This is a genomic window from Robertmurraya kyonggiensis (assembly GCF_005116465.1).
Lineage (GTDB): Bacteria > Bacillota > Bacilli > Bacillales > Cytobacillaceae > Robertmurraya > Robertmurraya kyonggiensis.
In genome coordinates, this window is sequence record NZ_SWBM01000001.1 from 397,079 (window position 1) to 411,519 (window position 14,441).

The 14,441-nt window shown below is 38.3% G+C and carries 11 protein-coding genes and 1 pseudogene; all 12 read left to right on the forward strand.

Annotation, left to right across the window (positions count from 1 at the left end; translation table 11 throughout):
• Window positions 1–418: 418 nt before the first annotated feature.
• The 12 genes and pseudogenes from FA727_RS02020 to phoU all read left to right on the forward strand — a co-directional run bounded on the left by FA727_RS02020 (window position 419) and on the right by phoU (window position 14,380).
• Window positions 419–1,648 (forward strand): NAD(P)/FAD-dependent oxidoreductase, encoded by a 1,230-nt coding sequence (locus tag FA727_RS02020; RefSeq protein ID WP_136829061.1) that lies wholly within the window; start codon window positions 419–421, stop codon window positions 1,646–1,648.
• 450 nt (window positions 1,649–2,098) lie between these two features.
• Window positions 2,099–4,048, forward strand: a complete 1,950-nt coding sequence (locus FA727_RS02025) for a glycoside hydrolase family 183 protein (protein WP_206663824.1) — start codon at window positions 2,099–2,101, stop codon at window positions 4,046–4,048.
• Between the two features lie 411 nt (window positions 4,049–4,459).
• A complete protein-coding gene (gene guaC / locus FA727_RS02030; RefSeq protein WP_136829062.1) occupies window positions 4,460–5,443 on the forward strand; it encodes a GMP reductase in 984 nt (327 codons plus the stop codon).
• A gap of 346 nt (window positions 5,444–5,789) precedes the next feature.
• Window positions 5,790–7,061 carry an L-lactate MFS transporter gene (locus tag FA727_RS02035; RefSeq protein ID WP_136829063.1) on the forward strand — a complete coding sequence of 424 codons (1,272 nt, stop codon included), beginning with the start codon at window positions 5,790–5,792 and terminating at the stop codon, window positions 7,059–7,061.
• 51 nt (window positions 7,062–7,112) lie between these two features.
• Entirely contained in the window at window positions 7,113–7,904 is a 792-nt protein-coding gene (gene fdhD, locus FA727_RS02040) for a formate dehydrogenase accessory sulfurtransferase FdhD (RefSeq protein ID WP_246041662.1), read from the forward strand.
• 27 nt (window positions 7,905–7,931) lie between these two features.
• Window positions 7,932–8,096 (forward strand): annotated as a pseudogene (locus FA727_RS25070) (hypothetical protein); the annotation flags it as partial.
• Between the two features lie 3 nt (window positions 8,097–8,099).
• On the forward strand, window positions 8,100–10,010 hold the full coding sequence (gene fdhF, locus FA727_RS25075; RefSeq protein WP_368732005.1) for a formate dehydrogenase subunit alpha: 1,911 nt from the start codon (window positions 8,100–8,102) through the stop codon (window positions 10,008–10,010).
• 257 nt (window positions 10,011–10,267) lie between these two features.
• A complete protein-coding gene (locus FA727_RS02050; RefSeq protein ID WP_136829065.1) occupies window positions 10,268–11,104 on the forward strand; it encodes a phosphate ABC transporter substrate-binding protein in 837 nt (278 codons plus the stop codon).
• Window positions 11,105–11,140: 36 nt separating this feature from the next.
• Window positions 11,141–12,055 (forward strand): phosphate ABC transporter permease subunit PstC, encoded by a 915-nt coding sequence (gene pstC / locus FA727_RS02055; protein ID WP_136829066.1) that lies wholly within the window; start codon window positions 11,141–11,143, stop codon window positions 12,053–12,055.
• Between the two features lies 1 nt (window position 12,056).
• Window positions 12,057–12,881 carry a phosphate ABC transporter permease PstA gene (gene pstA / locus FA727_RS02060; protein WP_136829067.1) on the forward strand — a complete coding sequence of 275 codons (825 nt, stop codon included), beginning with the start codon at window positions 12,057–12,059 and terminating at the stop codon, window positions 12,879–12,881.
• 23 nt (window positions 12,882–12,904) lie between these two features.
• The gene (gene pstB, locus FA727_RS02065; RefSeq protein WP_170209258.1) at window positions 12,905–13,708 is read left to right on the forward strand and encodes a phosphate ABC transporter ATP-binding protein PstB; all 804 of its coding nucleotides are present in this window, start codon (window positions 12,905–12,907) and stop codon (window positions 13,706–13,708) included.
• A 15-nt stretch (window positions 13,709–13,723) separates the two neighbouring features.
• Entirely contained in the window at window positions 13,724–14,380 is a 657-nt protein-coding gene (gene phoU / locus FA727_RS02070; protein ID WP_136829068.1) for a phosphate signaling complex protein PhoU, read from the forward strand.
• The last annotated feature ends 61 nt before the right edge of the window (window positions 14,381–14,441 follow it).

Genomic DNA, 14,441 nt, shown 5'->3' on the forward strand with positions numbered 1-14,441 from the left:
ATTAGCAAAAAGCCCTATTTCTCTGAATCGGGGCTTTTTGTAGTATAAAAGTGAAAAGATCTCTTTTACCATTAAAATTAATTGTCCGTATTTTTCGCTTACCAGAAGCTAGTGATTCCGTGTAGGTCAATTTGAAAAGGATAATCTCGACCAGAATTTAGGAAGGTATGCCGATGGATGGAGAACGGCATTCTAATTTTTCTTAGATACATATAGATATGAAAAAAATTAGTCGACACTACTTGTGAACATTAATTGAACATGTGAAAACATCGGATGAGAAAACAATCGAATTTGTCTTGCATTTTATTTTAAGGTCAAGTAATATCAAATTATATTTTTATGTGAAATATTTCACAAATTTATGTGAAAATATTCACATTACCCAGATGGTAGACAAAAGAGAGGGGCAAACAGCATGGAAAAGCCAAAAGTAGTTATACTTGGTGCAGGTTACGGTGGTCTTATTGCGAGCAGAGAGTTAGAGAAGATATTAAATAGTGGGGAAGCAGATGTTACTTTAATTAACAAACATGATTATCACTACATTTCTACTCAATTACACAAAATCGGAGCTGGTACAGCTTCTGACAATAAAGTCGCGTTACACATTCCAGACTTATTAAAGACGAATCTTGTGAAATTCAAAAAAGCAGTTGTCTCAAATGTAGATTTCAACGACAAGAATATCGTTTTAGATAATGGTGAAACATTGGAATATGATTATCTATTAATCGCTCTAGGATTTGATGTAGATACGTTTGGAATCCCTGGGGTGGAAGAGAATGCTTTTAAGATTCGTAGTTTTAGAAGTTCTAAAGCGATTCAGAACCATATTACGAAAGAATTTGCGGCATACAAAGAGGACCAGGATCCGTCTCATTTAACATTTGTTGTAGCAGGTGCTGGATTCACTGGAATCGAAATGGTTGGGGAATTAGTCGATAAGCTTCCGAAGCTTTGTAAGCAATATGATATTCCAGTTAAGGAAACAAGAATCATTAATGTAGAAGCATCTGATTCTATTCTTCCATTCTTTGATCGAAAAGCAATTGATTTTACCACTGCATATTTGAAAAAAAGCGGTGTGGAATTGATGACATCTACTAAAATTGTTGAATGTAAAAAGGAATCTATTATTTTGGATAATGGTTTCCAAATTCCAGCTAGAACTCTTATTTGGTCTGGAGGAGTTAGGGCGAATAAACTACTAGAAAAATGGAATTTACAATTGGTTAGAGGGAGAATCCCAGTGGATGAATACCTTCGGGTAAAAGAGCTTGATGGTGTATTCTGTATTGGAGATGCATCTCTATTCACGAAGGAAGATCAGAATGCTTTACCAGCAACAGCACAGGTTGCCATTCAACAAGCGCAAACTTGTGGACCAAATATTGCAGCAACAATACGTGGAGAGGCTTTAAAACCATTTACGTATAGTCATAAAGGAACCGTGGCTTCTATCGGTTTGAAAGTAGCGGTAGGAAATGTATTCGGAGTGAAGATTACAGGATTATTCGCAGCTTTAATGAAACAAGTAGTGGAAGCAAGATATTTGCTAGTACTTGGCGGACCAGTGTTTATGGTAAAAGAACTCTTAAATCTGAATCCTAAAAAAGGATCTACCCAAACGGTTTCATCTAGATAGTATGCTGAGTGGATGACAAGAAAGCCGACTTTTCTAGTCCAACACTTTTACAGGCACAATCCCTTAATTAAAAGGGGATGTGCCTGTTTTTGTTAGATAAGGTATAAAAGTTGGTCTAGATTTAGAAGTCAAAAAATATAGTGTTTTTTAGGGACTCAAAAATGTATTTGGATCGAGTTAGAGGAAATTTAGAAATACATGACGAATAATACTTTTGAGTTATTTGTCTGAAGAAGAATAGAAATTGTTACCGTACAGAAAAGTGCTCCTTCTTCTTTTTTTAAAAAAATGTAAACGTTTACTTCTGGTTATTATGTAAACGTTTACATATCTAAACAAACGAAAGGAGGTGATATTGGAACAGCTATTAATCAGGAAATATCTTTGGTTCTTTTTATCAGGCTGAGACTACAAATGGCAATCTCATTTTGTTTACGAGGAGTGTGTAGATTGAAAAAGAAAATATTCTCTATGTTCGTCGGAACGCTTGTTTTGGTAGGCACGTTATTAATTAGTAGCGTAAGTGCGATTACTCCATCCAATGTAACCATGATTTCCAGGGTGACTGGTGCAACACCATCTGGGGAAACGATGCCAAATCCAAATCAAACTCATACGAAATATGATGTAGGAGGTACAGACCTAGGTATCGTTTGGGACAAAGGTGGAGGCGAATACTTCATCGCATTTGGCGATACAAATAATACAGCTGGAAATTGGAACAGAAGCAATATTCTAGCCATTTCTTCGGATAAGAATTTGGAAGATGGACTTTCTTTTTCAACGATGATTCAAAGCTCCCCAGGATATGCAAAAGAAATTATTCCTTCCAAAAAAATTAATAATGACGAACAGACAGTTATCCCAACCGCTGGAATAACAGTTGGCAATCGACATTATATTCACTATATGTCGGTCAATCATTGGGGAGATGCGGGTAGATGGTACACAAACTACTCAGGTATTGCCTATTCAGATGACAACGGGCAAAACTGGGTAAAGCATCCTACTGCAAGATGGTACAACAATACTTCTACTTGGGATAGCAAGTTCCAAATGGCCGCTTTTGTTAAGGATGGCGGATTCGTTTATATGTATGCTACACCAAACGGGCGATTTGGCGATGTGTATCTTGCGAGAGTTCCGGAAAACAATCTGTTGAATATTGGTGATTACCGATATTGGGATGGAAATGGCTGGGTAACAGATCAAGCGAAGGCTAAACAAGTAGCTATCGGAGTAGCTGGAGAAATGTCTGTTGCTTACAACACTCATTTTAAACGGTTTATCATGACATACTTAAACGAGGATCGTCAAGCTATCGTTATGCGTGACGCGCCAACTCCAGTTGGTCCTTGGAGTGGTGAGAAAATTTTAGTTCCAAGTAATTTCACTGGATTAGGTCAATATAATGCGTTCATGCACCCATTGTCCAATAACAGTTCGACCTTGTATTTTATCATGTCGACTTGGTATCCAGATTATAATACCCATTTAATGAAAGTGAACTTGAACGATGACATGCTAGGGGACAATATCATTTCTGATCCAAGTTTTGAAACCCAAACAGCAACACCGATCATGGCCCCTTGGTACGTGGAGGGCGAAGGTGGACTTGATCGAAATCTTGGAAATGCTCGTACTGGACAAAATAATGGATATGTTCGCAACGGAAGTGGTTGGAACGCTATTAAGCAACGTGTTGTAGTACAACCGAATACGAATTATACCTTGAAAGGTTGGGTACGTTCTTCCTCCAATAATTCAGAAGGCTATTTTGGAGTAAGAGTTCCGAACGATGGGGCTGTCATAAAAGAGAATAAGTTTGGGTCACTTTCGAATTATACGGAACAAACCGTCACTTTTAACTCTGGACCGAATAGTGTTGTTGAACTGTATACGGGCATTTGGGCTAATGGTGATACTTGGGCTCAGGTAGACGATGTTAGCTTGATTAGAGAAAATAACCTTGTCGGGGATGCTGGATTCGAGACTCAATCATCGTCACTACTTTCGTCACCTTGGTATACAAACGGGAACGCTGGCGTCGACCGGAATATTGGTTTAGCACATACTGGATCAAACAATGCTTTTGCTAGGTATAACAGTGGCTGGAACGCGGTAAAACAGGAAATTTTCGTTGAGCCGAACCAAACATATACATTAACAGGATGGATTAAGACGTCATCGAACAACAATGAAGGATATTTCGGAGCAAGATTGCTGAATGGAGGAGCCATCCTAAATGAAACTCAGTTTACTAGTTTCGAAAATTATACCAAGCAGACAGTGACGTTCAATTCTGGTAATAATCACAGTATTGAAATTTATGCTGGGACATGGGCGAATAATGGTGACACTTGGATTCAAGTCGATGATTTTAATGTTACTAAAAACTAATCTAGCTTTGTAGTTAAGTCTCTCGAATTAAAATTTGATTTATATAGAAAAGGCGGAAACCATTTTCACTAGGTTTCTGCCTTTTCATATTTTCATGAGAAGACTAACTCGTTTAGTTATTTGTATTGTTCGTATAAATATAAAAAACGGGATATTTATCTTGAGGTTCCAATTGGAATTCGTAAAAACACGAACGATTTATTAAGTTGACAAATAAATATTCGTATTATATACTCGTTATTGTGCTTAGAAGAAGGGCATGAAAAATTCATTTCTCTCAATACTAAACATAAGTCATAATAACTGTTTGGTAGTTTGAGGATTCCCAGTAGTACTTGGAATCAATATGAAATGAATTATCATAATAATCGGTTTTTATTTAGTCTTACTCATTTTTAGGAGAGTGTAAATATGGATACTGTATTTGATTATGAAGATATTCAACTTATTCCCGCAAAATCAATTGTAAATAGTCGTTCTGAATGTGATACAACTGTTAAATTCGGAAATTATACATTTAAGTTACCAGTCGTTCCTGCAAATATGCAGACCATTATTGATGAAAAGCTTGCCATTTATTTAGCTGAAAATAACTATTTCTACATTTTGCATCGCTTTAATCCAGAGAAACGTGCAGATTTCGTGAAAGACATGAAAGCGCGTGGATTGTATGCTTCAATCAGTGTTGGTGTTAAGGAAGAAGAGTATAGCTTTATCACACATTTAGCAGAAGAGCAGCTTACTCCTGAATTTATCACGATTGATATCGCACACGGTCATTCGGATTCAGTGATTAAGATGATTAAGCATATCAAAGCAACCTTGCCAGAGAGCTTTGTTATTGCAGGGAATGTTGGAACTCCGGAAGCGGTTCGTGAATTAGAGCATGCTGGAGCTGACGCTACAAAGGTTGGTATTGGACCAGGTAAAGTTTGTATTACAAAAATCAAAACAGGCTTCGGTACTGGTGGTTGGCAGTTAGCTGCACTTCGCTGGTGTGCAAAGGCTGCAAGTAAGCCGATTATCGCTGATGGGGGTATTCGAACTCATGGTGATATTGCAAAATCCGTTCGATTTGGAGCTTCAATGGTCATGATCGGTTCTTTATTTGCTGGCCATGAAGAGTCACCAGGAGAAACAGTTGAAAGAGATGGAAAGCTGTTTAAGGAATACTTTGGTTCAGCATCTGAATACCAAAAAGGCGAAAGAAAGAACGTCGAAGGTAAAAAGATGTATGTAGAATACAAAGGTTCCATTGAGGATACTTTAGTTGAAATGGAACAGGATCTTCAATCCTCCATTTCTTATGCAGGTGGAAATAAGCTATCTGCTATTAGAAACGTGGACTATGTAGTTGTAAAGAATTCCATCTTTAATGGTGACAGAATATATTAAGTCGTAAAAGCTCAAATCCTTTTATAAAAGGTTTTGGGCTTTTTTTAATTCTAATATTTTCCTTTCCTAAAAGAGGAATTTTTAACATATGAATGTTTAAAGTGAGCATCCTGTCCTGAGCGTTCTATGCCGTGAATGCAATTAACCCTACATTCGTGTTGGAAAAAGAATAATCATTAGGTTATAATTATTTTAATAATTGAAATTATCTGATTAAGTTTAAAACAATCAAGAGTTGATGCCTTAGAAGCAGTTATGTTCATAAAATAATTTGCTAAAGGAGGAATGCTAACTAGCTTAATGAGTTGTTAGTCTATTAACTCAAAAAAAAAGGAGGATATGCTGTATGGCAGAAACGAAAAAGAATCGGTGGCTTATTGCAGCTGCTGCTGTAGGAATTCACATTTCCATTGGCTCCGTTTATGCATGGAGTAATTTTACGAATCCGTTAAAAGAACAGTTTGGTTGGTCAGATTCAGAGGTAGCATTAACATTTAGTATTGCAATTTTATTTTTGGGACTTTCAGCTGCCTTTCTAGGTCATTTTGTTGAAAAGCATGGACCAAGAAAATCAGGACTGCTTGCAGCGATCTTTTTTGGTGTGGGAATAGCGGGTTCTGGGCTTGCCGTATTAATAGGATCGAAAGTATTACTCTACATCTTTTATGGAGTGTTGGGAGGAATCGGTCTAGGTGTTGGTTATATCGCACCTGTCTCCACATTAGTGAAATGGTTCCCTGACCGTCGTGGACTTGCAACAGGACTAGCGATTATGGGATTTGGCTTTGCGGCAGCTATCTCTAGCCCGATTATGAATAGCTTAATCGAAAACGTAGGAGTAGCAAACACCTTCTTTATTTTAGGAAGCGCTTACTTTATTCTGATGACTGCATCATCCTTATATTTGGAAAAACCACCTGAGGGCTGGATGCCAAAAGGGTTTCAGGAAAAGGTCGAATCGGGTGCAGCAAAACCAAGATTGGACTTATCTCAGCTAATGGCAAATGAAGCGGTAAAAACAAGTCGTTTTTGGTATTTATGGCTGATGCTCTTTATTAACGTGACATGTGGAATAGCCATTTTGGCTGTTGCAAAACCATTAGCAATGGAGACAATTGGCATTGATACTGTTGCAGCAGCGGCACTTGTCGGTGCTATTGGAATATTCAATGGATTGGGGCGTATTGGCTGGGCGTCAATTTCTGATTATATTGGTCGTCCGAATACGTACACGACATTTTTTGTTCTACAGATTGGATTGTTTTTCATGTTGCCGCATACGACAAATTCACTTTTATTCCAAGTTATGTTGGCCATTATTTATACATGTTACGGTGGAGGTTTCGCTTCCATACCAGCGTATATTGGGGATCTATTTGGGACGAAACAACTTGGTGCAATTCACGGCTATATTTTAACAGCATGGGCCGCAGCTGGGCTCGTAGGCCCGATGTTTGCTGCATATATTAAGGATACAACGGGAACTTACGCAGGTAGCTTAACCTTCTTTGCAGGATTATTTGTTGTTGCTCTCGTCGTATCATTATTAATTCGAGTTGACATATCGAAGCTTCGAAAGCAAAAAGAGACAGAAACAGAAACTGGAGTGACGGCCTAAATGAATATGGCATGTCGAGTGCAAGTGCATCGGGAGGAGGGAACAGATTTCTTGAAGAACACGGTTAAACGAACCGTCACCCGTTATGCACAAGGAAACATTATTGAAGAGGAAGATTCCATTGTTACTGAGCATCCAATTACGATCAAATTGAATCAAAATGAATTCGCAACTCTTGTTTGTACACCAGAATATATTGAGGATATGGTAATCGGTTTTTTGGCTTCAGAAGGTGTCATCAGAGGGTATGAGGATATCGATGATATTTGGATTCAAGAAAAAGAAGGATTTGCTCATGTTAAAACAAATTACGTGAATCATTTTTATGAAAAATTTCACTCGAAACGCTATATTTCTTCTTGTTGTGGAAAAAGTAGACAGGGTTTTGTATTTTTTAATGATGCAAAAATGTCACATTATTTTAAAGATGTGAACGTAAAGTTAACCTTTGAGGAATGCTTTCGCCTAATGGAAGAAATGCAAAAAAGTTCGAGTGTATTTATTGAAACAGGCGGTGTGCACAATGCTGCGTTATGTAGCAAAGATGGCATGATTATTTCTCGATTAGATATTGGTCGACATAATGCATTGGATAAAATATATGGGTACTGTCTTCGGAATCAAATTTCATTAAAAGATAAGGTCATCGTTTTTAGTGGGCGTATATCCTCTGAGATTTTATCAAAAGTAGCGAAGATTGGTTGTGAGGTTATTTTATCCAAATCAGCCCCTACCGAACTAGCACTTGAGCTTGCTGAAGAATTAGGGATCACAACCGTCGGCTTTATCCGAAATGATGCGCTCAATGTGTACACACGATTAGATAGAATTGTTGGTTTATAACAATCTCTCAGGAGAGGAGTGGTGAACATGGAAACTCAAGCTAAACAAGTCGAAACCATTTGTAGTTTTTGCGGAACTGGTTGTGGTCTTGATGTTGAGGTAGAAAATGAACAAATTGTGAAAGTTAAAGGACATAAAGAAAATCCTTCGAGCCATGGAGAAACCTGTGTTAAGGGAGCTCTTGGATGGGGATATATCAATAGTGACAGAAGATTAACTGATCCACTCATTCGTAAAAATGGAAAGCTTGTACCTGCTAGTTGGGATGAGGCACTACAACTAATCGCTCATAACTTTTCAGCGATTAAGGAGTCTCATGGTCCGGATGCGTTTGGATGCTTTAGTTCTTCTCGTTCTACAAATGAGCTAAACTATCTTGTTGGAAAGTTTATGCGTACGGTCATCGGCACGAATAATATTGATAGCTGTAACCGAACCTGACATGCTCCTAGCGTCACCGGTCTGGTGACTGTGTTTGGAACAGGTGCAGCAACTGGCTCTTATGATGAATTAGAAAATACCGATGTTATTCTTGTTTGGGGAAGCAACACCCAGGAATGTCACCCGATTATTTTTAATCACATGCGTCGTGGTATTAAGAATGGAGCCAAAATGGTTGTCATTGATCCAAGACGGATTGATCAAACGAAGTTAGCCCATAAGTATTTACCGGTACGTGTGGGAACTGATATTGCTCTAGCAAATGCGATGGGGCATGTCATTATTGAAGAGGGCTTGGCTCATGTAGATTTTATTCAAAATGCGACAGAACAGTTTGAACTTTATAAAGAGAAGGTACAACAATACTCGCCAGAATATGCCGAGAAAATTACTGGAATACCAGCAGAGGATATTCGGGAAATTGCCCGTCTCTATGCTACTGCAGAGAAGGCAACGATTTGTTGGACATTAGGGATTACAGAACATCATAATGGAACGGAAAATGTTTTTTCTTTGGTTAACCTAGCTCTACTAACTGGTCACATTGGGAAATATGGCTCTGGTCTCAATCCACTCCGTGGACAAAATAATGTTCAGGGCGGAGGAGATATGGGAGCGTTGCCTAATCGCTTAGTTGGTGGTTGGAATTACGATGACCCAGAAGGAAGAAGGCTTCATGAGCAAGTGTGGGGTGTATCGGTTCCTAAAAAGATGGGCAAACATCAGACATTAATGCTAGATGCGATGGAAACGAAGGAAATAAAAGCACTTTATGTAATTGGTGAGAATCCAGTGCAATCAGATGCAGATGGACACCATGTAGAGAAGCTGTTCGAGAATCTTGATTTTCTCGTTGTCCAAGATATCTTGATGACGAAAACAGCCATGATGGCTGATGTGGTTCTTCCTGCGAAAGGTTGGGCTGAAAACGATGGTACTCTCGTCAATTCTGAACGTCGCATCCAACGTGTTCGTCCAGCATTAAAAGGGCCAGGTATATCGCGTCATGATCATGAGATTGTCCAGGATATTGCCAACAGTATGGGAGCTAACTGGAACTATCAGTCTGCAGAAGAAGTTTGGGAGGAAATTCGATTACTGGCACCTAATTTTGCTGGGGTAACGTATAAACGAATTGATGAAGAAGGTGGTTTACAATGGCCATGTCCAGATGAAAACCATCCGGGTACACCATTCCTTCATACCCGTCTTTGGTCAAACGACGTAGGTAAAAGAGCGACGTTTGTGCCTACTGATTATCAGCCGCCAGCTGAGGTACCAGATGAGGAATATCCGTTGATGCTAACAACTGGACGTCGTCTCCAATTTTATAATACTGGTGTCCAAACGAGTAATTATAAAAAGGTGAAAAATGCGGAGGAGGCCATCGAAATACACCCAGATGATGCAGCTCATTTTGGTTTTGAAGACGGTGAAGTGGTTCGAGTTAGATCCAGAAGAGGAAATGTGGAGACAAAAATAAAGATAAGCAACAAACAGCCACGAGGCTTAGTCTTTATGTCCTTCCATTTCCCAGAACAAGCTAATACAAATCTATTAACCAATCATGCTACGGACCCGCTTGCAGGAACAGCAGAGTTTAAGGCATGTGCGGTGAAGATTGAGAAACATGAGAAAGGTACTGTGTTAACAGAGGGGCAGTAATCTAGTAGAAATTTAATGAGGAAGCTGGAAATCTTGGTTTATCAAGAATTCTAGCTTCTTTTTGTTATTTTTTTGTAAAAATTGAGTGAGATAAGCATACTAAAATTTACCCATCCTCAATATAGTTAATTTTCAGTTAATAATCTTTACAAAACCTTTACAATTCGTTAATGAAACATTTACAAACAATCCTTATTGTTTACAATAGGCAAACTGCGAAATAGGACATAGTCAGTCGAATTTTGGAGGTTTAACATATGAAAAAAAAATTAAAGATAGGGTTACTAATACTCTGTTCATCAATGATATTAGCTGCCTGTGGAAATAGTAGCGCGGGAGATAAAACAGGAGATTTAGAAGGAAATATACATACCTTAGCTATTTCAGGTTCTACTTCCGTCGGACCCTTAGCTGAGAAATTGGCTGAAAAATATGAGAAAAATAATAATATCAAAATAGAAATTAACCAAATTGGTTCTTCCGCCGGTATAACGAATGCTATCAATGGGGTTTCAGAGATTGGCATGTCATCACGAGAATTAAAGGATGAAGAGAAAGAGAGTTTACAGGAAACAGTCATTGCTTATGATGGCATTGTTGTTGTAACACATCCAAGCAACAAAGTTAAAAATCTGACAATGGACCAAGTCAAAGACATATTCACAGGAAAGGTTACCAACTGGAAAGACCTTGGTGGAGATGATTTAGAAATTGTAGTTGTTTCCCGTGAAGACGGTTCAGGCTCTAGGGATGCTTTTCAAGAAATTGTGGGTTACTCTTCAGGTGAACTAATTAAAAGTGCGATTGTAGCAAGTGGTAACGGGAACATTAAAACCACAGTTGCAACGAATAAGCATGCCGTCGGTTTTATTTCTTTTGAGTATATCGATGATTCGGTTTCTCCAGTAAGCATTAATGGAGTAGATGCAACTGCAGAAAATGTTCTAAATCATAAATATGTTTTATCTCGTCCGTTCCTATTTGTTCATGTAGAGGACAATCTTACAAATGAAGGACAAAAATTTATCGATTATATTTTGAGTCCAGAAGGACAAGCGATAGCGGCTGAATCAGGAGCTATTCCAGTTCAATAATTAGAATAAGTAAAAGCAATCTTGGGGGAATGCAGAATGTCAAGCATACCGATAAAAAAGGATGCAGGAGAAATTGGCAAGGCAAATAAAAGGAAGTATTTGTTAGAAAAAGTTTCAGGGAGAGTATTCTTATTTTGTGCACTTCTTTCGGTTGTCAGTTTATTGCTTATCATAGGATTTGTTTTTTATAAAGGCTCTCATCCATTTATTGCAGAGGGGTACAGTTTTATTGATTTCTTGTTAGGAAGTGATTGGGTTCCAAGTGAGGACAAATTCGGGATCCTACCGATGATCGTAGCTTCAATTTACGCTACAATTGGTGCCTTAATAATTGGTGTTCCGATTGGTTTATTCACTGCTATTTTCTTAGCAGAAATTGCACCGAGAAGCGTAGCAAAAATCATTTCACCAGCAGTACAGCTACTAGCAGGAATTCCATCTGTATTATATGGAGTATTTGGACTTGCTATCATTGTTCCTTTTTTACAAAATAACTTAGGTTTAATTAAGGGTCAAAGTTTAATAGCTGTGATCATCGTTTTAGCAATCATGATGCTACCGACAGTTGTAACAGTGGCAGAAACAGCGATTCGGGCAGTGCCAAAAACATATAGAGAAGGTTCGTTGGCATTAGGTGTTTCACCAATCGGAACGATCTTTAAAGTGGTAGTTCCGGCAGCTAAGTCGGGAATTATGACGGCCATCGTTCTTGGGATGGGTAGAGCTATAGGTGAAACAATGGCAGTTATCTTAGTAGCGGGGAACAGCTTGATCATCCCTACAAGCTTAACGGATAGTATCCGGCCTTTAACGACAAATATCGCTTTAGAAATGGGATATGCGTTCGGTACGCATCAAGAAATGTTGTTTGCGACTGGAATTGTATTGTTCTCGTTTATTTTAATATTGAATTTTGTTCTAGCAAGAATTAGCTCGAAAGGTGGCAATTAAGTTGAGGAAGCTAAAAGATAATATTCTCCTTGGTTTACTTTGGTTTGCAGCCTTCTTAACAGTTGCAGTACTTGTCATGATTGTAGGTTATATTTTCTACAAAGGAATCGGCTTAATCAGCTTTGATTTTATTTTTGGTGATTATTCTCCATCTGGTGGAGGCGGAATATTACCTATGATCGTTACAACTATTTATACGATTGCTATCTCACTATTAATTGCCACTCCAATTGGAATTCTAGCTGCAGTCTATTTGCAGGAGTACGCTAAACAAGGAAGATTAGTAAATACAATTCGTTTTGCAACGGAAAGCTTAACAGGTATTCCTTCTATTATTTATGGATTATTTGGTGCCGTGTTTTTTGTGACAACCTTGAAATTAGGTATGTCGATCATTGCAGCTTCACTAACTTTAACGATTATTGTCTTACCAGTTATTATTCGGACAACTGAAGAGTCTTTAAAGACAGTACCGAGAACATACCGTGAAGGTTCACTCGCTCTAGGAACAACGAAACTCCAGACTTTGTACAAAGTAATTTTGCCAAGTGCTATGCCGGGGATCTTGTCTGGGCTCATTCTCTCAATGGGTAGGATTATTGGGGAATCAGCAGCGATTTTCTTAACAGCAGGAACAGTGGCGGCAATGCCAGCAAGTATTTTCTCATCTGCACGAACGTTGACAGTGCACTCATATCTCGTCACACAGGAGGCGGGAGATATCGAACTTGCAGCAGCTGTTGGGATCGTACTTATCGTACTCATTTTAATTTTAAATTTAACTGCTACCTTCATATCGAAAAAGTTAAATAAAGCCAACTATTAAACGAGGTGAATGACTTGAATACAATAGTAATAGATCGTAAAACGGTGACAGATAAGTCAGTCAATACAACAGAGCAACAGAAGAAAATTGCAGTGAAAGATTTAAATCTCTTCTATGGAGAGAAACAAGCACTATTTGATGTTTCGATTGATATTAAGGAAAAAGAAGTGACGGCATTAATTGGTCCCTCTGGTTGCGGGAAATCTACTTTTTTACGAACTCTCAATCGTATGAATGACCTAATTGACGGTGTCAAAATTAATGGGAAAATGGTTATTGATGGTGAGGATATATATCAGACCAATGATGTGATCAAGCTTCGAACAAAAGTGGGCATGGTATTTCAAAAACCAAACCTTTTTCCAATGAGTATTTATGATAACGTGGCGTATGGGCCACGGATGCAAGGGATTAAAAATAAAGCTGAGTTAAATAAAATTGTTGAGGAAAGTCTGCGAGGAGCAGCAATTTGGGATGAAGTAAAGGATCGCTTAAAGAGTTCTGCTCTAGGCCTCTCAGGTGGTCAACAGCAAAGGGTTTGTATTGCACGTGCGATTGCGATGAAACCAGAAGTAATTCTAATGGATGAACCAACATCCGCACTTGACCCCATTTCAACCCTAAAGGTAGAAGAATTGATTGCTTCGATGAAGAAGGAATATACGATAGTTATTGTGACTCACAATATGCAACAGGCAGCACGTGTATCTGATAAAACAGCCTTTTTCTTAAATGGTGAGATTATCGAATTTGATGAAACAAATAAAATCTTTTCAATGCCATCTGATCAAAGAACCGAAGATTACGTTACTGGTCGTTTCGGTTAAGCGGAGGAGAAAACAATGGTTGTTCGCGAGAATTTCGAAAATAGTTTGCAGGAATTGCAAGTAAAAATGGAAGAAATGACTCAATTGACGGTGGAGTCTTTAGAAAAAGCATTTAATGCACTTAAAACTCAGGATGTCGAATTAGCTCTCAGAGTTATAGAAGAAGACAATGAAATAGATGATCTAGAAGAAGAAATTAATCAATTGGCTATCTGGCTAATGGTAAAAGAGCAGCCTGTCGCAAGAGATTTACGTAAAATCATTGGTGCTATTAAGATTTCCTCTGAGGTTGAACGAATCGCAGACTTTGGAGTCAATATCGCCAAAGCAACGATTAAGATTGGCAGCGGGAATTCCTTAATGAACATAACAAGTCTTGAAGCGATGAAAAATGTATGTATTACTATGCTGAACAAGGCTCTAATATCATTTTTCGATGAGAATATGGCCCTGGCAAAAGAAGTTGGCGATATGGATGACGAGGTTGATGAATATAGTGATGTTACCTATAAGCAACTGACTAGCCACTTATGTGAGAAACAAGAAGAAACAAACCAATTGGTACAATTATTGTTTGTGAATCGTTATTTGGAACGGACTGCAGACCATATCACGAATATAGCGGAAAGCGCAGCATATTTAATAAAAGGTCGGAAATATGATTTGAATTAAGAAAAGGCTGGAATCTTTGTGGAACAAAGGTTTCAGCTTTTTTTGTAAAATAGCGTAGTTT

Bases quoted from the DNA above. Each gene is read 5' to 3' on its own strand.
- FA727_RS02020 (WP_136829061.1), top strand. From the start codon at position 419: ATGGAAAAGCCAAAAGTAGTTATACTTGGTGCAGGTTACGGTGGTCTT.
- guaC (WP_136829062.1), top strand. From the start codon at position 4,460: ATGGATACTGTATTTGATTATGAAGATATTCAACTTATTCCCGCAAAA.
- FA727_RS02035 (WP_136829063.1), top strand. From the start codon at position 5,790: ATGGCAGAAACGAAAAAGAATCGGTGGCTTATTGCAGCTGCTGCTGTA.
- FA727_RS02050 (WP_136829065.1), top strand. From the start codon at position 10,268: ATGAAAAAAAAATTAAAGATAGGGTTACTAATACTCTGTTCATCAATG.
- pstC (WP_136829066.1), top strand. From the start codon at position 11,141: ATGTCAAGCATACCGATAAAAAAGGATGCAGGAGAAATTGGCAAGGCA.
- phoU (WP_136829068.1), top strand. From the start codon at position 13,724: ATGGTTGTTCGCGAGAATTTCGAAAATAGTTTGCAGGAATTGCAAGTA.